This window comes from Rhodococcus sp. SB1D, from assembly GCF_048573875.1.
Classification (GTDB): Bacteria; Actinomycetota; Actinomycetes; order Mycobacteriales; family Mycobacteriaceae; genus Rhodococcus_F; species Rhodococcus_F qingshengii.
Window position 1 is genome coordinate 178,469 of sequence record NZ_JBMAIQ010000009.1, and the last position, 23,425, is coordinate 201,893.

Annotated in this window: 27 protein-coding genes; 14 read left to right on the forward strand and 13 right to left on the reverse strand. The window is 61.9% G+C overall.

The window, feature by feature from the left end:
• The 3 genes from ACN50D_RS20580 (at position 1) to ACN50D_RS20590 (ending at position 3,878) form a co-directional block, all read left to right on the forward strand.
• Positions 1–1,851, forward strand: a complete 1,851-nt coding sequence (locus ACN50D_RS20580; protein WP_212633991.1) for an ABC transporter permease subunit — start codon at positions 1–3, stop codon at positions 1,849–1,851.
• Positions 1,851–2,570 carry an ABC transporter ATP-binding protein gene (locus ACN50D_RS20585; protein WP_003944438.1) on the forward strand — a complete coding sequence of 240 codons (720 nt, stop codon included), beginning with the start codon at positions 1,851–1,853 and terminating at the stop codon, positions 2,568–2,570. The genes ACN50D_RS20580 and ACN50D_RS20585 overlap by 1 nt, the downstream gene beginning before the upstream one ends.
• Positions 2,571–2,702: 132 nt before the next feature.
• Positions 2,703–3,878, forward strand: a complete 1,176-nt coding sequence (locus ACN50D_RS20590; RefSeq protein ID WP_212633960.1) for an NADH:flavin oxidoreductase — start codon at positions 2,703–2,705, stop codon at positions 3,876–3,878.
• A 91-nt stretch (positions 3,879–3,969) separates the two neighbouring features.
• Here ACN50D_RS20590 and ACN50D_RS20595 read toward each other — a convergent pair whose 3' ends face one another.
• On the reverse strand, positions 3,970–4,431 hold the full coding sequence (locus ACN50D_RS20595; RefSeq protein ID WP_007726708.1) for a hypothetical protein: 462 nt from the start codon (positions 4,429–4,431) through the stop codon (positions 3,970–3,972).
• Between the two features lie 176 nt (positions 4,432–4,607).
• Between ACN50D_RS20595 and ACN50D_RS20600 the strand changes: the two genes are divergently transcribed.
• The gene (locus ACN50D_RS20600) at positions 4,608–5,267 is read left to right on the forward strand and encodes a response regulator (RefSeq protein WP_212633961.1); all 660 of its coding nucleotides are present in this window, start codon (positions 4,608–4,610) and stop codon (positions 5,265–5,267) included.
• Between the two features lie 7 nt (positions 5,268–5,274).
• Here the strand turns inward: ACN50D_RS20600 and ACN50D_RS20605 are convergent, their stop codons facing one another.
• Positions 5,275–5,715: a hypothetical protein gene (locus ACN50D_RS20605; protein WP_212633962.1), complete on the reverse strand. Its 441-nt coding sequence runs from the start codon at positions 5,713–5,715 to the stop codon at positions 5,275–5,277.
• A 207-nt stretch (positions 5,716–5,922) separates the two neighbouring features.
• On the opposite strand from ACN50D_RS20605, the gene ACN50D_RS20610 reads away from it, so the two are divergent.
• The 5 genes from ACN50D_RS20610 to ACN50D_RS20630 all read left to right on the forward strand — a co-directional run bounded on the left by ACN50D_RS20610 (position 5,923) and on the right by ACN50D_RS20630 (position 10,226).
• Complete coding sequence (locus tag ACN50D_RS20610; protein WP_212633963.1) at positions 5,923–7,548, forward strand: flavin-containing monooxygenase; 1,626 nt, start codon at positions 5,923–5,925, stop codon at positions 7,546–7,548.
• On the forward strand, positions 7,545–8,342 hold the full coding sequence (locus tag ACN50D_RS20615) for a mycofactocin-coupled SDR family oxidoreductase (RefSeq protein WP_064074637.1): 798 nt from the start codon (positions 7,545–7,547) through the stop codon (positions 8,340–8,342). Before ACN50D_RS20610 ends, ACN50D_RS20615 begins: the two co-directional genes overlap by 4 nt.
• A gap of 4 nt (positions 8,343–8,346) precedes the next feature.
• The gene (locus ACN50D_RS20620) at positions 8,347–9,177 is read left to right on the forward strand and encodes a mycofactocin-coupled SDR family oxidoreductase (protein ID WP_007726714.1); all 831 of its coding nucleotides are present in this window, start codon (positions 8,347–8,349) and stop codon (positions 9,175–9,177) included.
• 99 nt (positions 9,178–9,276) lie between these two features.
• On the forward strand, positions 9,277–9,579 hold the full coding sequence (locus tag ACN50D_RS20625; protein ID WP_212633964.1) for a hypothetical protein: 303 nt from the start codon (positions 9,277–9,279) through the stop codon (positions 9,577–9,579).
• Complete coding sequence (locus ACN50D_RS20630; RefSeq protein WP_003944437.1) at positions 9,576–10,226, forward strand: hypothetical protein; 651 nt, start codon at positions 9,576–9,578, stop codon at positions 10,224–10,226. The genes ACN50D_RS20625 and ACN50D_RS20630 overlap by 4 nt, the downstream gene beginning before the upstream one ends.
• A 21-nt stretch (positions 10,227–10,247) precedes the next feature.
• Here the strand turns inward: ACN50D_RS20630 and ACN50D_RS20635 are convergent, their stop codons facing one another.
• Entirely contained in the window at positions 10,248–11,681 is a 1,434-nt protein-coding gene (locus ACN50D_RS20635) for an FAD-dependent oxidoreductase (protein ID WP_212633965.1), read from the reverse strand.
• A gap of 423 nt (positions 11,682–12,104) precedes the next feature.
• Here ACN50D_RS20635 and ACN50D_RS20640 point away from each other — a divergent pair, with 423 nt between their 5' ends.
• Positions 12,105–12,416 carry an STAS domain-containing protein gene (locus tag ACN50D_RS20640; protein WP_228401988.1) on the forward strand — a complete coding sequence of 104 codons (312 nt, stop codon included), beginning with the start codon at positions 12,105–12,107 and terminating at the stop codon, positions 12,414–12,416.
• A 236-nt stretch (positions 12,417–12,652) separates the two neighbouring features.
• Entirely contained in the window at positions 12,653–13,924 is a 1,272-nt protein-coding gene (locus ACN50D_RS20645; protein ID WP_192712065.1) for an EAL domain-containing protein, read from the forward strand.
• A 57-nt stretch (positions 13,925–13,981) separates the two neighbouring features.
• Here ACN50D_RS20645 and ACN50D_RS20650 read toward each other — a convergent pair whose 3' ends face one another.
• Together ACN50D_RS20650 and ACN50D_RS20655 are read right to left on the reverse strand one after the other, a co-directional pair.
• The gene (locus ACN50D_RS20650) at positions 13,982–14,224 is read right to left on the reverse strand and encodes a hypothetical protein (protein WP_064114255.1); all 243 of its coding nucleotides are present in this window, start codon (positions 14,222–14,224) and stop codon (positions 13,982–13,984) included.
• A gap of 72 nt (positions 14,225–14,296) precedes the next feature.
• Positions 14,297–15,667, reverse strand: a complete 1,371-nt coding sequence (locus ACN50D_RS20655; protein WP_080726744.1) for a cytochrome P450 — start codon at positions 15,665–15,667, stop codon at positions 14,297–14,299.
• A gap of 91 nt (positions 15,668–15,758) precedes the next feature.
• On the opposite strand from ACN50D_RS20655, the gene ACN50D_RS20660 reads away from it, so the two are divergent.
• Entirely contained in the window at positions 15,759–16,379 is a 621-nt protein-coding gene (locus ACN50D_RS20660) for a TetR/AcrR family transcriptional regulator (protein WP_212633966.1), read from the forward strand.
• Between the two features lie 25 nt (positions 16,380–16,404).
• On the opposite strand, the gene ACN50D_RS20665 is transcribed toward ACN50D_RS20660, so the two are convergent.
• Both ACN50D_RS20665 and ACN50D_RS20670 read right to left on the reverse strand, forming a co-directional pair.
• Positions 16,405–17,034, reverse strand: a complete 630-nt coding sequence (locus tag ACN50D_RS20665) for a uridine kinase (RefSeq protein ID WP_212633967.1) — start codon at positions 17,032–17,034, stop codon at positions 16,405–16,407.
• Positions 17,031–17,465, reverse strand: a complete 435-nt coding sequence (locus ACN50D_RS20670) for a nucleotidyltransferase domain-containing protein (RefSeq protein WP_037131485.1) — start codon at positions 17,463–17,465, stop codon at positions 17,031–17,033. Before ACN50D_RS20670 ends, ACN50D_RS20665 begins: the two co-directional genes overlap by 4 nt.
• A 118-nt stretch (positions 17,466–17,583) precedes the next feature.
• On the opposite strand from ACN50D_RS20670, the gene ACN50D_RS20675 reads away from it, so the two are divergent.
• Positions 17,584–18,069, forward strand: coding sequence for a flavodoxin family protein (locus ACN50D_RS20675; RefSeq protein ID WP_003944338.1), 486 nt, complete (start codon positions 17,584–17,586; stop codon positions 18,067–18,069).
• Here ACN50D_RS20675 and ACN50D_RS20680 read toward each other — a convergent pair.
• From ACN50D_RS20680 to ACN50D_RS20690, 3 genes are all read right to left on the reverse strand, one after another.
• The gene (locus ACN50D_RS20680) at positions 18,042–18,287 is read right to left on the reverse strand and encodes a hypothetical protein (RefSeq protein WP_007726731.1); all 246 of its coding nucleotides are present in this window, start codon (positions 18,285–18,287) and stop codon (positions 18,042–18,044) included. The genes ACN50D_RS20675 and ACN50D_RS20680 overlap by 28 nt on opposite strands.
• The gene (locus ACN50D_RS20685) at positions 18,287–18,673 is read right to left on the reverse strand and encodes a nuclear transport factor 2 family protein (RefSeq protein ID WP_003944423.1); all 387 of its coding nucleotides are present in this window, start codon (positions 18,671–18,673) and stop codon (positions 18,287–18,289) included. The genes ACN50D_RS20680 and ACN50D_RS20685 overlap by 1 nt, the downstream gene beginning before the upstream one ends.
• A 112-nt stretch (positions 18,674–18,785) precedes the next feature.
• Positions 18,786–19,286 carry a flavin reductase family protein gene (locus ACN50D_RS20690; RefSeq protein ID WP_007726733.1) on the reverse strand — a complete coding sequence of 167 codons (501 nt, stop codon included), beginning with the start codon at positions 19,284–19,286 and terminating at the stop codon, positions 18,786–18,788.
• Between the two features lie 240 nt (positions 19,287–19,526).
• Here ACN50D_RS20690 and ACN50D_RS20695 point away from each other — a divergent pair, with 240 nt between their 5' ends.
• On the forward strand, positions 19,527–20,228 hold the full coding sequence (locus ACN50D_RS20695; RefSeq protein WP_003944324.1) for a PadR family transcriptional regulator: 702 nt from the start codon (positions 19,527–19,529) through the stop codon (positions 20,226–20,228).
• Between the two features lies 1 nt (position 20,229).
• On the opposite strand, the gene ACN50D_RS20700 is transcribed toward ACN50D_RS20695, so the two are convergent.
• The 3 genes from ACN50D_RS20700 to ACN50D_RS20710 all read right to left on the reverse strand — a co-directional run bounded on the left by ACN50D_RS20700 (position 20,230) and on the right by ACN50D_RS20710 (position 23,394).
• Positions 20,230–21,012, reverse strand: coding sequence for an IclR family transcriptional regulator (locus ACN50D_RS20700; RefSeq protein ID WP_207624488.1), 783 nt, complete (start codon positions 21,010–21,012; stop codon positions 20,230–20,232).
• 249 nt (positions 21,013–21,261) lie between these two features.
• On the reverse strand, positions 21,262–22,173 hold the full coding sequence (gene bphC / locus ACN50D_RS20705; RefSeq protein ID WP_007726736.1) for a biphenyl-2,3-diol 1,2-dioxygenase: 912 nt from the start codon (positions 22,171–22,173) through the stop codon (positions 21,262–21,264).
• A 39-nt stretch (positions 22,174–22,212) separates the two neighbouring features.
• Positions 22,213–23,394, reverse strand: coding sequence for an acyl-CoA dehydrogenase family protein (locus ACN50D_RS20710; protein WP_003944352.1), 1,182 nt, complete (start codon positions 23,392–23,394; stop codon positions 22,213–22,215).
• Between the last annotated feature and the right edge of the window lie 31 nt (positions 23,395–23,425).

Here is a 23,425-nt window from a genome sequence, read left to right on the forward strand (position 1 = left end):
ATGGTAAGTGCGTGGCGGACTTCCCGTTCCCTACCGAGCTGGATCATCCCACTCGTCCTGGCCGTGGTGATCCTGCTGCTGCCCGTGATGGGACTCGACCTGTCGACATCACGTCAGATTCAATTGGCCTGCATCCTGGCACTTGTGGTCAGTGGCCTGAACTTGAGCCTCGGCTTTGCTGGTGAACTGGCACTCGGCCAGGCAGCGATGTACGCGGCCGGTGCCTACACCGCGGGTCTGATGTCCCAGGCAGGTCACACCGACATTCTGCTTCAGCTTGCTGCCTCCGGAGCAGTGGCACTGGCGGTCGGAATCCTGACCGGTGTTCCCGGTCTGCGCCTGGGCAACTGGTCCCTGGCGATGACGTCGTTCTTCCTGGTTCTGCTGGTACCTGACGTACTGGCGATCTTCGGTGGCAAGACCGGCGGCCGAAACGGCCTCACCGGTATGGAGCCGCCGACGTTCTTCGGTTCCGAACTCGACACCCAGCAGTACTACATGGTGGTCGTCGTCGTGACCGTGCTCTGGTTCGCGGTGATGCGTAACCTGGTGGTCTCGCGGCACGGCATCGCGTTCCGCACGCTCAAGCAGTCGCCGGTTCTGGCGTCGTCGCAGGGTGTATCGGTGTTCCGGATGAAGCTGCTCGGTTATGCCATCGGTGCGTTCCCCGCCGGTCTGGCGGGTGCGCTGTTCGCCAACACCGACCTGTTCATCTCGCCGGAAGCCTTCGGGTTCACCTTTGCCACAGCAGTTCTGGCGGCGTCGATCCTCGGCGGTGCGGCAAGTGTGTACGGCGCCGTGGTCGGTGCCGCGATCATGCAGCTCGGTCCCAACCAGTCGACGGCGTTCCAGGAGTATTCGCTGATCTTCTACGGCGGCTTCCTGATCATCGGCGGTGTGCTTCTCTCCGGGGGTTTGACCAAGGTCGGGCGAGCGATCGTCTCGAAACTCGATCGCAAGGCCGGCCTGGGCGTAGTCACCGCAAAGGAAAACAGCGGTGGGACACCGGAACTGGCGCCGATCAACGGAGCACGGTTGGTGGTCGACGGAGTGTCCAAAGCGTTCGGTGGCAACCAGGCGCTCAATGCGGCAACCCTGACCGCCGAGGCCGGTAAGGTCACCGCGTTGATCGGGCCCAACGGTTCGGGTAAGACGACCATGCTCAACATGATCTGCGGCTTCTACACCGCAGATGCGGGCGTGATCACGATCGGTGACACGGTGGTCTCGCAGTCGTCGCCGCACAAGGTGGCGCGCGTGGGTGTGGCGCGCACGTTCCAAACTCCGACGATTCCGGAAAACATCACGGTTCTGGAAGCTGTTGCATCCGGACGTTATTCGGTGCACCGAGCGTCGATGGCGTCGGCTGTGCTTCGCCTGCCCAGCTTCCGCAGGATCGCGAAGGCCGACATCGTCGAGGCCGAGCGTGTCCTCGAACTCGTGGGGATGTCGCACTTGCGCAACGAGATCGCGACGTCGCTGCCCCTGGGGATGCGTCGCATGCTCGAGGTTGCTCGCGCCGTCATCGCCGAACCGAGGGTCGTCCTCTTCGACGAGGTGGCATCCGGACTCGACGAGGACGAACTCGAACGCCTGGCAGATCTGATCCGGGTACTGCGAGATGCCGGGGCGACAGTGGTGTTGGTGGAGCACAACTTCCGCCTCGTCCTCTCGCTGGCCGACGAGATAGTCGTGCTGGCGCAAGGGCAGGTGATCGCCACCGGCGATGCGGCAACCATCGAACATCACCCACGCGTGTTGAGCGAGTACCTCGGAGTCAAGTCCGGTGACGAAGAAGCACTTCTCGAAGAAATCGGCGCGGTAGACCATCAGACCAGTGAGGTGAAGTGATGGAACCGATTCTGAAGGTCCGAAACTTGCAGACCGGGTACGGCGATCTGCGCGTCGTCTGGGATGTCTCGTTCGACGTCTATCCCGGTCAGGTGACCGCCCTGCTCGGACGCAACGGCGCAGGCAAGACGAGCACGCTCCGTGCCCTGTCCGGCCTCAACAAGGTGGCCTCCGGAACCGTCGAGATGGACGGCGCCGACATCACCGGAGTCCCCGCGCACAAACGGGTACGACAGGGGATGGCGTACGTGCAGGAGGGCAAGCGGGTCTTCCACAAGCAGACCGTCGAGCAGAACCTCCTGCTGGGCGGGTACACCCGCAAGGCAAAGCGCGGCGAGCTTATGGAATCCGTCGAATCGATGTACGAGATGTTCCCGATCCTGGGGGAGAAGCGTTCGCTTCCCGCCGGTTCCATGTCGGGCGGTCAGCAGCAGATGCTCGCGATCGGCGCAGCGCTGATGGCGCAGCCTAGGTTGCTCCTTCTCGACGAACCTTCGGGCGGTCTCGCTCCCGTGATCGTCGGTGAGGTGATGGACCGCGTCCAACAACTCAAGGAAACCGGCCTGGCTGTTCTACTGGTCGAGCAGGCAGTCGAGGCCGCGATGAGCGTCGCCGATCATGTGACGGTCCTCGACATCGGCAAGGTGGTTCTCGACGCCGATGCCAAGGACATCGACGACCTGGCAGTGCTCAAGGATGCGTACTTCGGACGCGTCTGAACGGCAATGACGACTTCAGCCCGGCCTCCTCGGCCGGGCTGAAGCCGTTTCCCGCTCCGTGGCACGGGCCCTAGCCGGCTCGGGGCCATCGATCTACCGTCCTGCAAACAACTCCCGCGAGAGGCAAACTCGATGACCACTGCTCCCGACGTGCTCGCCCCGGCGAAGCTCGGCCCGGTGACCCTTCGAAATCGAATCATCAAGTCCGCGACATTCGAAGGCAAAACTCCCGACGCCCTGGTCACCGACGAGCTGATCGAGTTCCATCGTCGCCCAGCCGCCGGCGGAGTCGGGATGTCCACCGTCGCGTATTGCGCCGTCGCACCGGAAGGGCGCACCGAATACGGCCAGCTCTGGATGCGGCCCGATGCCCTCCCCGGGCTTCGGCGGCTCACCGATGCCATTCACGCCGAAGGTGCTGCTGCGTCGGCGCAGCTCGGCCATGCCGGTCCCGTGGCGAATCAGAAGTCGACCGGACTGCCCGCGCTGGCACCGTCGAGTTCGTTCAATCCGTTGAGCATGAGGATGATTCGCACTGCCACGACAGCGGACATCACCAGAATTGCGGCGGCGCACGGGAGCGCTGCGCGACTTGCCGTCGAGGCAGGATTCGACGCCGTCGAGATCCACTTCGGTCACAACTATTTCGCGAGCTCGTTCCTGAGCCCGAAACTCAACCGTCGTAAGGACTCCTACGGCGGATCGCTGGAGAACCGGGCTCGCGTCGTACTCGAAACTGCACGCAGTGTGCGCGATGCCGTTAGTGACAAGATCGCGATCTTGGCCAAGCTGAACATGGACGACGGTGTGCCAGGCGGATTCTGGGTGGACGAAGCAATCCAGGTGGCGCAGTGGCTCGAAGCATCCGGAAGCGTCGACGCGCTCGAGTTGACGATGGGCAGTTCACTGCTCAACCCGATGTACCTGTTCAAGGGCGATGCGCCGATCCGCGAGTTCGCCGCCGCGATGCCGCAACCTGTTCGACTCGGTGTGCAGTTGGTGGGGAAGAGCATGTTGCATACCTATCCGTACAAGCCGTTGTTCATGCTGGAAGAGGCTCGGCAGATTCGTGCTGCGGTGAAGTTGCCGCTCGTGCTGCTCGGGGGTGTCACGGACAAAGCGGGCATGGATACCGCAATGGCGGAAGGGTTCGAGTTCGTCGCCATGGCACGGGCGCTGCTCAGAGAACCGCATCTAATCAATCGGATCGCGGCCGAATCCGATACCCAATCACTGTGCATCCACTGCAACAAGTGCATGCCCACGATCTTCAGTGGCGCCCGCTGCGTGTTGGTCGAACGCGTCTGAGCTGGTCAGCGCACACCACGTCCCGACATCCATGCGGATACCGGGTCGTGGGCCGTAGCGGATCAAGTTCGTGGTTGCATCAACGCTTGGTTCAGTTCTGCGTGAAGACGTCGTAGGAGGCGTTCATCGTGGGGTAGCCGGTGGCCATGTAGTCGGTGAGGATGACGTGCGTCGGGTCGCCGATGATGCGAGTCCCGTCGAGGGTGGGGTTGCCGACGTAGTTGTTGGCAGCCATGACCGTCTGGACGCCGTCGGCGACGTTGTAGGTGACGTCGACACCGATACCGCGGGGATCGCTGCTGTAGGCGGTGACGATCTCGGTGGTGTGCGGGGCCAGGTAGGAGCGGGGGCCGTTGATCCACTGTCCGTAGGGGTTGGACGCGCTGTCCAGCAGCATCGGGTTGTCGGTGTTGTTGGTGATGGTCATGGCAACCGTCGGGCCGTCGGTGGGCATGGTGCCGGCGTTGGCGATCGCTGCGGTTCCCAGTGCGGTTCCGCCGACAGCGAGGGCGATTGCGGTGACTGCTACGAAGCGAGTGGTGTTGGTACGCATGATGTCTGCTCCTGGGATGGTGTGTGGTTGCCGTTCTCGGCGATGAATCAATCTTGTCGCGAAGGAGTGCTGCTGTATGTCCGCCGACGGGGCCGTGGCGGGGTTGAATCTCTTGTCCCCCGATCGGGGGAGGCGTAAGTGCTCGCATTGCTGGTACGGGCGTGAGAAAGTGAGCAATGCGCGAAGGCACGAAGCCGCTGGCCGGCAAGGTTTCCGTGGTGGTCGGCGACGACCACCCACTGTTCCGTGAGGGCGTGGTTCGGGCTCTGACCGGCGGTGACAGCATCGACGTCCTGGGCGAGGCCGACGACGGCGCAGCAGCGCTCGCAATGATCCGCGAACTACGCCCGCAGGTCGCGCTGCTCGACTTCCGGATGCCGCACCTGGATGGAACTCAGGTCGCCGCCGCAGTCGTTCGAGACGAGCTTCCGACGCGTGTGCTTCTGCTCAGCGCTCACGACGAATCGTCTGTCGTGTACCAGGCCCTGCAAGCCGGTGCTGCCGGATTCCTGCCGAAGGAATCCACTCGCGCCGAGATCGTGAGCGCCGTGCTCGACTGTGCTGCGGGACGAGATGTGTTGCCGCCCAGTATCGCCGCCGGATTGGTAGGAGAGGTTCGGCGTCGTAGTGAACCGTCCGGTCCGACGCTCAGCGCCCGCGAACGTGAGGTTCTCGGATTGATCGCGCAGGGCGCCAGCATCCCGGTCATCGCCTCACAACTCTTTCTTGCGCCCTCCACCGTCAAAACTCACGTGCAGCGCCTCTACGAGAAACTCGGAGTCAACGATCGAGGCGCCGCCGTCGCCGCTGCAATGCGGCAGGGATTGTTGGAGTGAGCAAGCGTCACCGAAGCACGTACGTGACGTTCATGGCCGGGTAACCCGAGGTCATCGTCACCGTGACGTCGTGGCTGTCGGGGGCGTACGTACCTCCGGCATCCGCCCTGGTCTTCGAGTTGGTAGCACTGAAGACAAACACTCCACCGTCGTCGGAGCGGTACGTGAGCACGATGGGGAAGTCGTTCTGGTTCTTGCTCGTGGCCACAACGTTCACGTTCATGTTGGGGAGGATGTAGTCCGCCGGCGGGACGACCCAGTCGCCGTTCGGGTTGGATGCGTCGACCAGATACAGGGCCCCGCGACCCGAATTGCTGATCATCGCCGTCGTGACGGATGTGTCGGTCATCGACTTCACCGTGTTCGCACCGGCGGAGCGGGCAACCAGAGCTGCCATGCTGAGGCCGGAGAAGGAAAGTGATTCGGGTCGAATTGTGTTGGTGCTCATCATGTTCTCCTCGATTTGTCGGTCTCGGTGACCGTGTGTTTCTGTGATGAGACAACTATGGCCCCGAAATCCCTTCGGGTCTGTCCACCTACGGGTCCGAGTGCTGGACGACATCGCTGTCCCCCGATCGGTGGACACAGCGCTCTCCGCCCACCCAGCGGGAGAACCTGTTCCTCTACCATTCAACCCACTCGTAGCGTGGCCACCATGACCGATCCTGACTTCTCCACCGCACCACTCGACGTCGTAGTCATCGGCGCCGGCGTCGCCGGCATGTACGCCATGCACCGACTTCGCGAGCAGGGGCTGCGTGTCCACGGCTTCGAGGCGGGCTCCGGAGTGGGCGGCACGTGGTACTTCAACCGCTACCCGGGCGCACGCTGCGATGTCGAGAGTTTCGACTACTCCTACTCGTTCTCCGAAGAGTTGCAACAGGATTGGGACTGGAGCGAGAAGTACGCCGCGCAGCCGGAGATCCTGTCCTACCTCGATCACGTCGCCGATCGCTTCGACCTACGCAGTGGGTTCACTTTCGATACCCGTGTCCTGAGCGCACAGTTCGACGAGGACTCGTCGACGTGGCGAGTGCACACCGACGGTGGTCATGACGTCACCTCGCGGTTCGTGATGTGCGCCACGGGCAGCCTCTCGACCGCGAACGTTCCGAACATTGCAGGTCGCGAGACTTTCGGCGGTGAGGTCTTCCACACCGGCTTCTGGCCGCACGAGGGCGTCGATTTCACCGGCAAGCGAGTGGGAGTGATCGGCACCGGATCGTCGGGCATCCAGTCCGTTCCGTTGATCGCCGAGCAGGCCGATCACCTCTTCGTGTTCCAGCGGTCCGCGAATTACAGTGTGCCGGCGGGAAACACGCCTCTCGATGACAAACGACGCGCAGAGATCAAGGCCGACTACGCCGAGCGTCGAGCGCTGTCCAAGCGCAGTGGCGGTGGATCTCCGTTCGTTTCGGATCCTCGCAGCGCGCTCGAGGTGTCCGAGGCCGAGAGGAACGCGGCCTACGAGGAGCGGTGGAAGCTCGGCGGTGTTCTGTTCGCCAAAACCTTCGCAGACCAGACCAGCAACATCGACGCCAACGCGACGGCGGCCGCATTTGCCGAGGCCAAGATCAGATCGGTGGTCGAAGATCAGGCCATCGCCGACCTGCTGATCCCGAACGACCACCCCATCGGGACCAAGCGGATCGTGACGGACACCGACTACTACCAGAGCTACAACCGTGACAACGTGAGCCTGGTCGATCTCAAGAGCGCACCGATCGAGGCAATCGACGAGGCCGGGATCAAGACGACCGACTCGCACTACGAACTCGACGCATTGGTGTTCGCCACCGGTTTCGATGCGATGACCGGGGCACTCGATCGCATCGAGATCCGTGGCCGCAACGGCGAGACCTTGCGAGAGAACTGGCATGCGGGTCCGAGAACCTATCTTGGTTTGGGAGTTCACGGCTTCCCGAACCTGTTCATCGTCACCGGGCCGGGCAGCCCGAGTGTGCTGTCCAACATGATTCTCGCTGCCGAACAGCACGTCGACTGGATCGCCGACGCGATCAACCACCTCGATTCGGCGGGCATCGACACCATCGAGCCGAGTGCCGAAGCCGTGGACAACTGGCTCGAGGAGTGCTCACGCCGGGCGTCGGCAACATTGTTCCCATCCGCGAACTCCTGGTACATGGGAGCCAACATCCCGGGAAAGCCGAGGATATTCATGCCCTTCATCGGAGGCTTCGGTGTCTATTCCGACATCTGTGCAGACGTGGCAGCAGCGGGATACCGAGGCTTCGAGCTGAACAGCGCGGTGCACGCATGAGCCGGCTGGAGGGCAAGCGGGTGCTCGTGACGGGTGCTGCCGGCGGAATGGGACGCTCACACTGTGAGCGGCTCGCCGAGGAAGGCGCGTCCGTGATCGCGTTGGATGTCGAACAGGCGCAATCGGGGTTGGCGGAAACCGCTCAGGCAGTGCGTGATCGAGGCGGTGTCGCGGTCACCGGTGTGGCGGATATTCGGGACTTCGACGGTCTGGCCGCCGTCGTGGCCGAGTGCGTTACCGAACTCGGCGGGTTGGACGTCGTGGTCGCGAATGCAGGTGTGTACGACACGCCGGGACCGTCGTGGACCATCGATCCTGCAGTGTGGAACCGCTCGCTGGACGTCAATCTGACCGGGGCGTGGCACACCGTCAAGGCCTGCGTTCCGCACTTCGGCGACGGTGGATCCGTCGTTCTGGTCAGCTCGACAGCGGGAATCAAAGGTATTGCCGGAGCAAGTCATTACAGCGCAGCCAAGCACTCCGTGGTGGGCCTGGCCAGAACGCTGGCCAACGAGTTGGGGGCGCAGAGTATCCGCGTCAACTCCGTGCATCCGGGTTCGGTACGTACCCCGATGATCATCAACGAGCGAGTGTTCGCGAACCTGTGCCCGGACATCGAGAATCCCACCGAAGCAGACGCTGCTGCAGTGCTCAGCGCTCGCAACTTGCTGCCCGTTCCCTGGGTCGATCCGGTGGACGTCAGTAATGCGGTCCTGTTTCTTGCATCCGCGGAGTCCCGCTACATGACCGGCTGTCAGTTGGTTGTCGACGCCGGCCTGACCCAGAAAGTGTGAATTGATGACTTCTCGATTGGAAGGCAAGATCGCGCTGATCACGGGTGCGGCACGAGGAATCGGGCGGGCTCAGGCCGTGCGTTTTGCCGAAGAGGGCGCGGACATCATCGCGGTCGACGTGTGCACTTCGGTGGAAACCACAGTCACGCCGCCCGCGACGGAGGCCGATCTCGATGAGACAGTGGCGCAGATCCGGGCGCTGGGGCGAAAGGTCGAATCTGCGGTAGTGGACGTTCGGGATCTCGAGGCACTACGCAGTGCCGTGGACTCGGCCGTCGGAACGCTCGGTGGTCTCGACATCGTCTGCGCTACAGCTGGTATCACGTCCTCCGACGGGGCCCTGACCATGTCGGAAACGATGTGGCAGACCATGCTGGACGTCAATCTGACCGGCGTGTGGCACACCACGACCGTCGCTGCTCCGCACTTGATCGCGCGGGGCGGGGGATCGATGACACTCACAAGCTCCATCGCCGGACTTCGGGGGCTGGTCGGAGTCGCGCACTACACCGCAGCCAAGCATGGAGTCGTTGGTCTGATGCGTTCGCTGGCAAAGGAACTGGCTCCGCACAACGTACGCGTCAATACGGTCCATCCCACCAACGTCGACACCCTCATGATTCAAAACCCGTTGGTGCGCGGCAAGTTCCGCCCCGATCTCGAGAACCCGACGCGCGAAGAATTTGCTGCCGCAGCGATGACGATGAACATGCTCGCCATTCCGTGGATCGAACCGGTGGACGTAGCGAACGCTGCTCTGTTCCTGTCTTCCGACGAGGCTCGCTACATCACGTCGGTCGCCCTGCCGGTGGATGCAGGAAGTTCGTCCCGCTGAGGTTTCGAACAGCTGAAATCTTGAACAGCTGAGGTTTTGACACGCTGAGTTCCGCCACGGTGTGTAGCGTCGGTTTCACCTAACCGAAAGGCGTACACCGTGGCGGAACGGCGCTATCTGGAAGTCACCGTCGGGATCAACATCGTGATGGTCCTCGACCACCGCACGGTGGAGGTCTTCGACCGCACCGCCGCGAGCACGAGCGAAGTGGCTCGTTGGCATGTCGAACACATTGCGGTGAAGGCGAAACCGTCGAAGTCGGGACTGAAACTCACCATCGGGAACAGGCTCGCCGACGACTCGATCGCGGTAGCGGGTCCACGGGCATCGCTGACTGTTCCGCTGGAGAACGAGGCAGCCGTCATCGCGTTCTTCGACGAGGTCAAGGCTGCTCGGGTGTGAATCGGCAGAAGACCTTCGGCGCGGATGATTCGGGTTCTCTAGTCGAGCACGTCGTGCGCTGCCACGAAGATCGGGCCGGACGCACTTTTGTCGGGATCTCGGGAATCGAGGCTTCCGGAAAATCGACGATCGCGGACGAGTTGGCTGCCGGTATCTCGAAGTCGGGCCATGACTTCATCATGATCCATGGGGACGAGTTCTCGACTGCGAAAGCGGTACGGAACAAAGATCCTGACACGGTGCGTGGGTATCTCGAGGATGCGTACGACTATTCGAACCTGAGTAGCCGTGTGATGGTGCCGCTACGGTTGGCCGAAGTTACCGAAATTTCCTACGTCTCGACTGATCCGGAGACAGACGAATCGGTGGTGTCGAAGCCACGAGTCCCGGATCGCGCCATTGTGATCGTCGAGGGAGTGCTGCTTTTTCGCGGACTGATGCGAGATCAGTTCGACCTACGAATCTGGGTTGAAGCAAGCTTCGACGAGTCCTTGCGGCGTGCGAAGGGACGTCCGCGCGATGTGAGCTATTACGGGACGGCCGAGGCGATAGCGTCCCGGTACGAATCCCGGTTTCATCCGGCGCAGAGGATTCATCTGCGTGACGATCGACCACAACTGACCAGCCACGTAATCGTGCGTGGCTAGTCAGTCGAAAGGCCGGCGATATCAAGCTTTACGCGCGGCGGCATGGGCCCCGGCGACACGGCCGAATGCGAAGGCGTCGGCAATGTGGAATCCGCCGTCCTTCGCCGCGCTGTAGGTGGAACTGACCGCGCCCGCGGCGTAGAGGCCAGGAATTGGATTGCGGGCAGTATCGAGTACGCGGGAATGACCGTCGCGGCGCGGCCCACCGCTACTCCATCCCAGCAGTGGCGACCCGGAGACGGCGTAGAACGGAGCGGTGGCCACCGGGGCCAAAGTTTCGGGATTGCGGCCGAACGAATGGTCGATGCCGTCCGCGCACGCCTCGTTGTAGCGTCGCACGCTCGTTTCCACGACTGTTGGGTCCAGTCCGAGTTTCTCGGCGAGTTCGGCGAGCGTGTCCGCCTTGAGGATCCATCCCTTGTCGATCTCGGCTTGATTGTCCGAGCTCCACTCGTACCCTTCGTCGAGAACCCTGTGGCCGACGGGCAGTGCGTCGCGGCCGGGGCTCAGCTGTCCGGCCAACCTCATCGTCTCGTCGAAGACGACGTTCATCGGTTGCACCGGAAAGTGTTGGTAAGAACCCTCTCTGAACACATGACCATGCCGCATTTCGGCTGACTCGTCGGTGAAGCGTCTACCTTCCCGGCTGAGGAACACATAGTTGTGCGCGTTCCACAGTGCGAGGAAGAATCCAGTCGGATTTTCGAGGTCGCCGGGAATTCCCGTAATGGTCATCATGTTGTTCATGTGCCACAGATCGGCGCCCACGGCCTGTGCCATGCGGTGACCGTCGCCGGTTGCCGATGGTGAGCCCCAGATCTTCGGATTCTCCAGACACAAGTAGTCGCGCACCATCGTCGGATTTGCTTCGAATCCTCCGGTGGCAAGGATGACGCCCCGGCGTGCCTGGATCTGCGAAGTCTTTTCACCCGAACGGATCTCGACTCCGGTCACCGCTCCGGATTCATCCGTCAGCAGTCCGGTGGCTTCGGTGTCGAATAGTGTTGTGACGCCGCGTTCAGCGAGAGCGGAGACGAGGAACCGGTAGAGAAGTTCATTGCCCATCTTCCCTTCGACGGTGTCCATCCCTGCGTAACAAGAACTTCCGTCAAGTTCGGCGAACTCTGCCGCGGAATGGAAATCGCCGGTCATCGCTACAGTTGCACCCAGACTGCGGATCCAGTCGGACAGTCCGTGAGTGTTCTCGGCCCAGGCATCGATGACGTCCTCGGCAACGGGGAACTCCCCGTTCAACGAACGCAGGAAGGTTCGGGCGGCGGCGGGGTCCTGGTTGACGAACCATCCACTGCCGGACAGTCGAGTGTTGCCGCCCGCGGAATCAGGTCCGCTCTTTTCCAGAATCACGACCGATGCGCCGTCGGCGTGCGCTTGGAGCGCTGCGGCCGATCCGGCAGCGCCCGATCCGATGACGAGTACGTCGACAATGTTATCCATGTCACAGAAGGTATTGCGGAATGGTGGTGCGGCGAACCCACCTTCCCGATGAGCGAGAAAGCCAGTGGTCGACGCCGCAGAGACGTCGCCCCGCAGGCACGTCGGGGGCCAGGCGAGGTAGCGGTTCAGTGCGTCGGGGGTGGCGCCAAAAGTGCGATATCGCGCTGTGACGTTTTCGAGACCCTAGCGTTATAGATGTGGTTGTGTCGGCGAAACCTGCCGGTGGCAGAGTTCGTCTGGAACGCAGTGACCGACACGGTTGGTTATCCGACGCACAGTGATTCATCGCTGATTCGAGCGGTGGGGCACGCCGAGTCCAGACAAGAGGCTTTCATGACTACGATCAACGAACGTTCTTCAGCTGCAAATGTTCTCGATCTCTTTGACAGCGCCGGCCGAGAAGGGCATCGGTACAGTATCGATGTGGAAAGCTACACCCCTTCGTATGCGGTACTGAGACTTGCCGGAGAATTGGACATGGGTCAGCGGGTGGAATTGGTGCACGCGCTCGACCGACTTCTCCTGGTCGGAACCGATATTCACGTCGATCTCTCCGGCGTGACCTTCATGTCGTCCGGAGTGGCGAATGCCGTTGTCGATGCTGCGGGGCGTGGCAACAACCGCATTCGCTTGTTTGCCCCGACGCGAGCGGTCTCCATGATCTTTCAGGCTCTCGGCGCCTCCGAACTCATTGCGGGCGTTGCCACGTCGACTGCTGATGCTCTCGGTGCTTGAGCCGGAAACGACTCCCACGAACGATGTGAAGTGAGCAGTGCTCGATACGCGTTGACTTGGTATCTGGTCTGATCTGCGTGTCGATGTGCACTTTGCGGCGCGGGATCAGGTTGTCGTCACCGGGTTGCGCCGAGATTTGCGGTAGTCTCGTTCGGTGTCGAGCAGCCGGCGCTGCCATCGACGCGTCCGGCCGCATGAACGCTTGGTGGTCCCGACTCGTAGTGAAGAGCCACACCATGGCGTATGACACCAGCAACGGTTCGACATCGTCGAATTCTCCGATCACCCAGTTCTCCGATGTGATTGGTCTGGAAGTAAGCATGCAGTTCGCACCGATACGCCGCCTCGACGACCACGCACTTGCAGGCGCCGAGTTGCAATTGCGTGGGCCTGACAATTCCTCTCTGTGTTCGGCGCATGCCCTCCGTCGCGCCTCGCAATTGATGCAGCAACGCTCGGAATTCGACAGTCACAAACTGGCCATGTCCCGTACTGCACTCGCATGCACCGTCGCGGATCGCCTGCCGTTGCTGGTGGCAGTCGACTCGGCTTCCCGAGCAGCTCTGAACGCTCCTGGTATCGAAGGAGCGACGAGAAATCTGCAACGGATCGTCATCACGGTTGACAGCGCATCGGTGCTTGCCGATCCCCACAACTCTCTGGCAGTGATCAGAGAAGCCCGCGCGGGCGGTCGTCTGATTGCACTCGACGGTGTCGGCATCGACAGGCACTCGGCGACACTTCTGTCTTTGGTCGAACCCGACATCATTATCACTTCCGCTGAATTGCTTTCCAAGGCAGCATATTTCGAAGTGGGAACGACGGTGCACGCGCTCGGCGCCTACGTCGAGCGATCGAACGCGATTATCCTTGCCGAGGGTGTCGACTCGGAATCGTCCCGTCTTGCCGCAATCACCATCGGAGCCACATACGGAACGGGTGAGTTGTATCCCGCAGTCGACGATCCGAGTTCACTGTTGTCCGAACCGGTCGTCGCGATGCCCGACAGTCCGGTGTGGAGTGATCCCATCCCCGAGGTGGGCACTCCCTACTCGATCGTGTCTGCTCACAGCCGGATCCGGCGCGGTACCAAGCGTCTGTTGATCCAACTGAGCAAGTCCCTCGAAGCGCAAGCCGCCACATCGGGTTCCTCGATGCTTGTTCTGGGCACCTTTCAACAAGCCGAGCATTTCACCGCATCCACAACAGCACGGTGGCGTCACCTCGCCGACACCGTAGGGTTTGCCGGTGTCTACGGTGTCGGACTGTCCGTGATGCTCGACGGTAAAGTTCAACACGCGCCGCTCGACCCGGGTGATGATCTCGTCAACGAGTGGACGGTCGTCACTCTGGGACCGCACCATGCGGCGATGCTGTCGGCGCGAGATCTTCATGACAACGGTCCAGATCTCGAGCGGACCTTCGACTTCGTGCAAACCTACGATCGCACCGCCGTCACCCAGGCAGCGCACTCTATTCTTCGTCGTTACCCCACGACGAATTCGTGAAACCGGTGCCGAGGTTCTCGACGTTCGCCGCGAGCGCTGCCCGACCGGCGATCGTGGCTAAGGATTGGCCGGGCGCCGCGCAGCACGTCTCTTTGCTGCAGAGTTGAGTAGATACCTTTCGGCGACCGTGTAGTCCGTGACGGTTGCGCCATCCGGTGCTGTGGTGTGGGTGAGCAGTTCGAGATAGCGGCGACGGAAGACATGGGCGTCGGATTCTGCGAGTAGGAACTCCGCCGCTGCGACGACCTCTGGTTTCGGAGCAGCGCGTGCATGCCGGTTTCGGGCAGGCCGAGTGCTCATGTTTTCCTCTGGATTTCGAAAGCGTCTGTGCCGGTAGTCATGTGCGAGTTGATCCTGACGTCGGTTCGGTCGCTACCGGTCATGAGAAGTCGTGAGTGGTTTCAGATCGATCGGCTGTCCGTCGGAGGGGAACGGCAAGGACATGTAGTTGAGAGGGGCGGTGTAGCCGGGCGCGACCTGCCAATCGAAGCGTGTGAGCAGGTGGTGCATGATCGCTTTGATTTCGACGCCGGCGAAGTGCATGCCGAGGCATTTGTGCACGCCTCCACCGAACGGTTCCCAGGCATACCGGTGCACCTTGTCTTCACGTCGGTGGTCCGCGAAACGTTCGGGATCGAAATGTTCGGGGTCGGGCCAGTACTGCGGCATGTGGTGAGTGAAATGTGGCACCACTGACACGTAGGTCCCAGCGGGTACGAAGTGGTCCTGTATCTGGGTGTCACACACCGCTCGGCGAGCCATGACCGGCACGGGAGCGACGAGTCGGAGGCATTCTTTCATCACCAGGTCCAAGCCGGCGAGTTGGTCGAGTTCGGCATAGCTCGGCGTCGACGTACTCAGTGCGAGTGATTCCGCCCGACATCTGTTCTGCCACTGCGGATTCTGGCCGAGATATTGCATCATTGTCGAGATGGTGATGGTGGAGGTGTCATGTGCGGCCATCAGCAGGAAGATCATGTGATCGATCACCTCGCCGTCGCTGAAGCGCTGTCCGGTGTCTGATTCGATGTGACAGAGAACGGAAAACAGGTCGTCGGTTTCGCGTGAACGGCGCGCAGGTAGGTAGCGGCGGAAGAAGTTTTCGAGGGTTCGGCGCCCGTCGAGGCCGCGCTTCCATCTGGTGCCGGGAACTCGATAACGGATCACCGAGGTTGCAGCTTGCACGCAATCGACGAAAGCTTTTTTCACAGAGTCGATTTCGCTTTCAGTGGTCCCTTCCGCGCCGCCCATGAAGATGTCGGTCGCCAGGTTGAGTGTGAGAGCTTTGAGGGCGGTGTAGGCGCGGAACCCATCGGACGGAGTCCAGGCGTCGAGCGCGGAGGCGATCGCGGGATTCAGCACGTCCACGGTCTTTTCGAGACGCGATCTCGTGAAGGCTTGTTGCATGATGCGTCGTTGTCGTAGGTGCTCTTCGGAGTCGAGAAGCATCAGACCCCCGTGAAAGAAGGGGCCGATGAGCACTGACCAACCGTCGCTGTTGACAAAAGCGCGGTCTTTGTTCTGGAGAACTTCTTGGCATGCGTCGGGCCCGAGGGCTGCGACCCACCGTCTACCGGCCATCGAGAACCACGAGACCTCGCCGTAACGATCCCAGCGTTTTTGCATCAGAGCGAGAGGGTCGCGGATGTATTCGAAAGTTTGCCCTATTCCGGGTAGTCCCGAATTGCCTGAGATGGGACGCAACTGCGACCGGATGGGTGGAGCGGCCAGGATTTTCGACATCACGTACCTGCCTTCCGTTTGCATCTGACAGTGGCGCCTGTCAGATGGGGGTAGTCTGCGTCACAGTCGCGTCGTCTGTCAAGATCGACTCATGGCTTCTCCCACACCCCGTCGATATGCCGGTCTGAGTGGTGAGCAGCGGGCCGCGCTTCGGCGTGAAAGCTTGCTCGCAGCAGGACTGGACGTGTTTGCGGCCGCGGGCAGGCAGGGTGCCACCATGACCGCCATCTGTGCGCATGCGAAGCTGACAGAGCGATATTTCTACGAGAGTTTCGCCAGCAGGGACGAACTCCTCCAGCAGGTTTTCGACGGAATCGTCGACGAGGTGCGCGTGGCCGGAATGGCTGCACTCCGAACGACCGAGGGGACACGGGAGGAGCGCGTGCGGAGCGCCATTGCTTCGTTCGTCAACATCCTGACGGACGATCCTCGAAAAGGGCGTGTCGCGATGGTCGAGTCGGTGGCTTACGAGCCGCTGCGCACTCACCGGCGGGGAGCGCTGCGTGGGTTCGCGCAGATGGTGGCCGACGAGGCTGCGCTCTTGTACGGCGATCGAGCTTGGCCTCCCCATCAGGGTGAGATCAACGGATTACTGTTCGTGGGCGGCCTGGCCGAATTGGTGACGGCCTGGCTCAACGGCGAAATCGACATCACGCCCACTGAGATCGTGGATGCCGCAACCTTCCAATTCACATCCACAGCGCACCGATGAAACGCGGGGCCGGCGATGCGGACTGCTAACTCCAGTGGGCGGCATGTGTCGTGATTCGAGGCAGTTTCGGGTCTGAATTGTCGATGACACTGTCCGCGCGGGTCCAGGGCTCTGCAGCCGCGAAGTACAGACGTTGGCCGCCGACATAACGGTTCATCGACGGGTGTTCCGGATCCGCGTTCGTTCCGTCGCGAAGGTTCATTCGCTCGGCGGTGATCTCGAAGGGCACGTCGAGAAAGATCGAATAGTCCCATCGGGAAGCAAATTCGTCCCGATGCAGAAAGAGTCCCTCGACGAGGACTACGGCTCCGTCGGCTGCATGCAAGTACGCGTCGCTGTCCCGTCGTGGTCGGTACTCGCGGTTACCTCCCGGTCTCAGAGGGGCGAGAACATGACGCTCGAGGGCGTCGTAGTCGTAGCTGTCGAGCCAGAAGCCTTCCGGTGACAGCCGACCTCTGCGATGGCGAATCTCCGGGGGATTGAGGAAGTCGTCGACGTGAATCACAATGGCGGGGCGTTCATTCAGCTGTGCTGCAAGACTTTTCGTGAATGTCGTCTTGCCGCTCCCGTCGACGCCGTCGATCGCGACGACGGGAGAGCCGCGCAGCGCGTTTATTTCGGCGGCCAAGGTCTCGAAGACCGTCTTGGTGCTCATCGAGCAGTTCTTCCCGCGCTCGTAGCGACGCGAAGAGGCCCGGTGTCGTACAGGATTCGGTGGCCGTCTTCGAGGACGCGTCGAGTGCCCGCGTCGAGCGGAAGGTCGGCCCAGCTCTCGCTCGCGAAATTCAGTTCGACGAGAAGACCGGACCGTAGGCGGAAGCGTCGTTCTCGGACTGGCCCCCAGTTGGCGGCTCTGATGAATCGCGCGTCGGGGCGGAGCCGGTCGAACCAGTCTTCATTTGCGAGCGCGTTCGCGTCGTCGGCCAGGATCATCAGATCAAGATCACTCGCCATACGCTCCGCGCCGCGCGCGTAGGACCCGACCAGCGCTACAGCTTTGACGTCATCGTGCTCAGCGGCCCATCGTTCGACGTCGACGAGCAGCGCGTTCACCGCACGTCTTCGCCCCTTCAATCGTGCTGACATACCGGCAGCATTCCCCATCTCCACCATTGTCCGTAGCTTCGCCGGGACCTCTATCCTGGAACTGTCGGTGACAAGCCATGGGAGGGATGCGTATGTCCAAAATGAGAGAACTCAGCCGATGAAAGCAATCATCGTGTGTACCTCTGTCTCCCATGGCAATACGAAGCTGATCGCCGACGTCATCGGAGAAGTTCTCGATGCTCGCGTGGTCGAGCCCGGTGACATCGACGCCGCGCAGCTCGCCGACTACGACCTCGTGGGGTTCGGCTCCGGCATCTACCTACGCTCGTACCACGCAGATTTACGCTCGTTCGTCGAGGCACTCCCCGAAGAACGGCGATCCAAGGCTTTTGTCTTCGCCACCAGTGGTTTTCCTGACAAGGGGATTCATCGCTTCTCGCGTCCACTGGTTCAGTTGCTCGAACAGAAGGGCTTCGATGTGGTCGCAGCCTTCTCGTCCCGTGCGTGGGATACCTATCTCCCGTTCAAGCCGTTCGGCGGTATCCGGAAGGGGCGGCCGAACGCCGACGACCTGGAATCGGCGCGCATGTTCGCCGAAATGCTACGCGGAAGCGTTCAGGACAGCTTGCCCGGCACCGGGTAGCTGCGCAGGCTCATCTCCAGCTCACCGGCGTCGGCAAGGTCGTTGATCGTCTGGCGCAGAGCGCCACACGTCCGTTGAGCGTTGGCACGGCTGTTCGCGCGACCCAACTCCGGGCACACTTCCTGCGACTCTTCGAGCCATTGGACGCTGGTGTGCGCTTCGCTGTACTTCTCGACGAGGACGCGATTTCCGCAGTTGCGGCAACTGACCTGACGCATCAGCGTGCAATCAGATCGGCCGGTGACCAGAAGGCGCGCATGCTCGTGATCTTGGCGTCCTCGTCGAAAGTCATGACGTCGATCGGTTCGACCTCGTAGACCTGATCGCCCACCGGTGTGACGACGCGGAAGTGGAAGGCCGCGCTGGATCCGCTCACCCGCAAGGTAAGCAGTTCCGTCTCTTGCGAACCGCCCTCGAGAGCGCCGTAGAACTCGGTGATCGCGGCCTTGCCGACGCGGGGTTCGCTGCCGACCGGGTCTTCGAGCGTCGCGTTCTCGGCGTAGAGGGCAGCGATGTCCGCTGACGATCCGCGAGCCACGGCGTCGAGGTAGGTGGTAACCGTCGCCGTGATCGCGGCCGTGGTGTCTGGTTCGAGAGTGGTCATCGAGTTAGTCCGATCAGTCGAGAAGTTCAGGGTCTGACAACTACTTCGGACGCTATCGGTGCGGGCTCGATTCGGCGCCGGCATCTCCCACGCAGCGGGACAGCCTGAGCACTCAGGCGTCGAAGCGTCCGAATCCGCCGCGGTAGAACAGAAGCGGACCGTCGTGGCGCAGCACGTTCAGATCGGTGATGCGCGCGACGACGATGGTGTGATCACCGGCGTCGTGCTCCTGCTCGACCGTTGCTTCGATGCGGGCGAGCGCGCCGCTCAGCGCCGGAGCACCGTTGCCGGCGGCATCCCACTCGACGCCGAGGAACTTGTCCGTCCCGCCGCGAGCGAACGCCGAACACATGTCCTGCTGATCGTGGGCGAGAACATTGATGCAGAGAGTTCCCGTTTCGCGAAGCTTCGGCCAACTTGTCGACGTCTTCGCCGGGCAGAACGAGAGCAACGGGGGATCAAGCGATACCGAGACCAGGGACTGGCAGGTGAAACCGAGGGGTGAATTTCCGTCGTGAGCGGTGATGACGGTGACGCCGGTGCAGAAATTGCTCATCACGTTGCGAAGTGTGCGTCCGTCCAGAACTGGCGGCTCGGCGTTTTCCACGGTCATGTCGTCTCCTTGTTCAAATCTTTTGTTCAAAACTCTGCAAACAGCTTCAGAAGCAACGATGTGTGGCGCCGCGGCCGTAATCCAGCGGCAGTCCCACTCAATGGCAGCAATGGCTTCTCGGCACGGGTCAGGACCGACCGAGTGGCAGGTGGAGGGGTTTCGAGCAAATTTGATCCCGCTCAGCGGTCCGTTCGGATTCTACGAAACCAGCAAATGACCAGTGATTGTTAGACTTCGGGCATGTCCGAACCTGATGACGTGTCCCGAGGACTTCCCGCTACCAGCTGGGCAGTGCTCGGGATGCTGACGTTCGGGGAGGAGCTGACCGGAAACGATTTGAAGAAGTGGGCTGACTGGAGTGTCGGCTTCTTCTATTGGAGCCCGTCCATCAGCCAGGTGTACGCAGAACTGAAGAAGCTCGAAAGCATCGGGTTCGTGGAGTCCCGGGTCGTCTCCGAACCAGGGGTGCGAGGCAAGCGCCTTTACTCCATTACTCAGTCAGGAACCGACGCCGTCCGGACGTGGTCACGGGAGGCACCGGTGGAAGTTCCGGTGCTCAAGCACGGTGTGATGTTGCGTCTGTGGATGGGACACCTCAACGAGCCCGAGCGACTGAAGGCGCTGGTGGAAGCCCACATCGCCAATGTCGAAGAGCAGATTCGACGCGCGAAACTCCACGCAGATCATGCCGAGAACGAGCCGGCCTGGTCGTTCCCGGTCATGACGTTGCGATGGTCGGAACGGTACTTCCGAGCCGAGATCGAACTTGCTCGCGAACTGCTCGACGACATCGATCGTGCGACCGCCGAGTTCGCGAACGTCGCCGAGCACGACCGACTGGGATCACCGTTGCCCTCGACGCCTGGCAAATGGAAGAACGTCGAGGAGTACGTGTTGGCGCTCGAGCAAGCCGGGCTCACCGGCAACGGTTCGAGTATCTGAGTCAGGCCCCGGCTGCGGTCGGCATGTTGCGCAGCAGATGACGACGTTGCAAAGTCGGAGTGACGCTCAGCGATCCGCCGTCGATGCCTCGCCAAATGGCAGCGGCCGCCATACGGACCGGCGCTGCGCTGACGTGGTCGAGGCGGAGGGCCTTCGACGGCGCGCAGATGGATACCGCGGCGACGGCGCGGCCGATGGGGCCGATCGGTGCCGCAAGACAGCTGAATCCCGGTAGGCCGTTTCCGGATTCGAAGGCCACCCCGGACTCGCGGATTCTGGCGAGGTGGGGCAGTGCGTAGCCCGGGGACTTCGGCGAACCGAACGCGAGCAGTGCCTGACCGATCGCAGTGGTCTCGGCGCGGCGTCGACCACCGACACGCGTCGGCACTGCGGCGGCGAGGCGTCCGCCGATCTTCTCCATGTAGACCACATCGGGCCCGTCGAGGATACCGAGGTGAACCACGAATCCGGTGACTCGGTAGAGCTCATGGAGAAGGGGCATGGCTGCAGCGTGGAGGCGGTCCTGATGAACCGCGAGCGATCCCAGTTCGACGAGGCGCATACCGAGTTCGTAGTCACGGCCGTCGCGACGCAGCCAACGCATCGAGACGAGACGTTCGAGCATGCGGTGGGCAGACGAGCGGGGAAGGCCTGTGCTCCGAACGACTTGAGCGAGCGTCAACCTGCCGGGACCGTCGAAGGCGTCGAGAACCAGCGAGACGCGATCGAGAATTGCTGTCGGGGCCGAATCGGCGCCTAAAGCATCCACAGCCTGCAGTGTCATCGTGTACCTCACTTCTCTTAGAGCTCCACAACCAGTGAACTGGCTATTTCAATTAGAAATAGTGTCATAGAGTTACGGATTTGTGAAGTGGATCACCGGTCTGTTTTCGGGCGCGTCGCGGTGGAAACGACGAGGGGGTTTGCGCGAATGCTCGCGCAAACCCCCTCGTCGTTTAACTACTGGCAGGTATTACATCGCCACCGGCAGGTATTGATCGCCACCGGCAGGTATTGATCGCCGCCGGCGGTACTACATAGCTGCCAGTGGTTCGCTTCCGGACCAGTCGTGGCCCCAGTAGCTGTCAGCGGTGATCTCCTCGGAGGAGTACGAGTCCTGATCCACCCTCGCGCCCTCGGTGCCGAACTCGATGTCCCAGCCGCCGGGTGCGCGGACGTAGAAGGAGATCATCTTGTCGTTGGTGTGACGACCCAGGGTCGACGACACGGAGAATCCGTCCTTCATCACGCGGTCGAGTGCCTGGCCGACGGCGTCGAGGGTGTCCACCTCGACCATGATGTGAATCAGGCCGGGTGCGCCGCCGTGCGGTGCCGGGCACAGGGCCAAGCTGTGGTGACGCTCGTTGACGCCCATGAAACGGATTCGCAGCGGCCCGAATTCAGGCGGGGCCGGCAGGCGGAAGGCGCCGCGAGGGTAGAAGCCGAGCACCTCGGTGTAGAAGTCGAAGCTCGCAGCACTGTCCATGACGGGGAGTACGACGTGGCCGAGACCCTGTGAGCCGGTGACGAATCGAGCGCCGAAGGGCGTCACCACGGGGCTGTGGTCGAGGATCGCTCCGTGGAAGACCTCGATGGCTGCTCCGCCGGGATCGGTGAAGGCGATGACCTCTTCGACCCGTCGAGCATCTGCTTCGGCGAGCGAAAGCTGCTCGACCTCGGTGCCGTTCTTTTCGAGTGCTTCTTGAACGCGGCGCAGTGCGGCGTGGTCGGCGACCTCCCAACCGATGTTGACGATCTCGTCGCGCTCACCCTCGACGACGACGATGCGAGCAGCACGCTCGTCGAGTCGTAGGTAGAGCGCGTTCTCGTCCGGCCCACTGCCCTTGGCGAAGCCGAGAACGTCGAAAGCGAAAGTGCGCCAACGTGCCATGTCGTTGGTCGAGATCTTGACGTAGCCAAGTCCCTTGATGTCAGTGCGTGTCATCGTGTCTTTTTCCTGTCGATTTCTTGTGTCGAAGTCTGATCAGATCATCGCCCGCAGCGGACCCTGCGGGTCTGCGCCGAGACGGCTCAGTGATGCGGCGTGGAAAACGGTGCTCGGCACGTGAATTGCGTGATGCTGTCCAGCATGAGCATCGCGCCAGAATCGCTGAAGCGGCTTGTCCATCCGCAATGCGTTGCCACCGCAGCGTGGGTAGACCTGATCGATTGCGTTGACGGCGCGCCAGGCGGCCTGTACCTGAGTCTGACGTCCCTCCGCGCGCTGCTCGAAGGTCACTTCCTTGCCAGCGTCCACTCGATCCCACATGCGGTCGACGTTGGCAAGCAGGGTGTCGCGCGCAGCCCGGATGTCGGCGGTTGCCTGACCGATGGCGAACAAGGTGTACGGGTCGTCCTTGATCGCCGTGCCCTGCGCGTTGATGCGATCGGCTTGGTACTCGTTGGCGTGGAAGAGCATTCCCTCGCAGATGCCGATCGTGGCGGCGGTGATTCCGAGGGGGAAAATGTTCGACCACGGCATGAGGTACAGCGTCTCGGTGCGCCCGTACTTGCGCACTGCCGTGCCGTCGATGACCTCGTCGCAGTCCATGACGCGGTAATCGGGGACATACGCATCCTTGACTACGAGATCCTTGGAGCCGGTGCCGCGAAGTCCCATGACATCCCACGAGTCTTCGATGATCTCGTAGTCGGTGCGCGGAATGATCACATGGAGCATGCGCGGCGGCATCTCCATGTTGCCGTCCTTGTCACACGCCATCGCGCCGAGGAATGCCCAGTCGCAATGGTCGGTACCGGAGGAGAACTGCCAGCGGCCGGAGAACTTGTAGCCGCCGTCGGTGGGGATACACATTCCGCCGGGCATGTACGGCGATGCCATCCAGGTGTCGGGATCGGATCCCCAGATCTCCTGCTGCACCTTGGGATCCGCGAACGCGAGTTGCCACGGGTGAACTCCGACGATCCCGTGGACCCAGCCGGCCGACGGGTTCAGTGAAGCCATCCGCATGACGGTTTCGGCGAATTCGCGCGGATGCGCCTCCATGCCGCCATGCTCCTTGGGCTGCAGCATGCGGATGGAACCGATTGCCTTCATCTTCTTGGCGGTGTCGTCGGCCACCCGGCCGATCCGCTCGGCCTCGATGCCTTCGGCGAAGATGTCGTCGGCCATCGCGTTGATCTGTTCGAGCACTTCGTACGTCATGTTGTTCCTTGCATCCAGTCTGTTTGTCTCA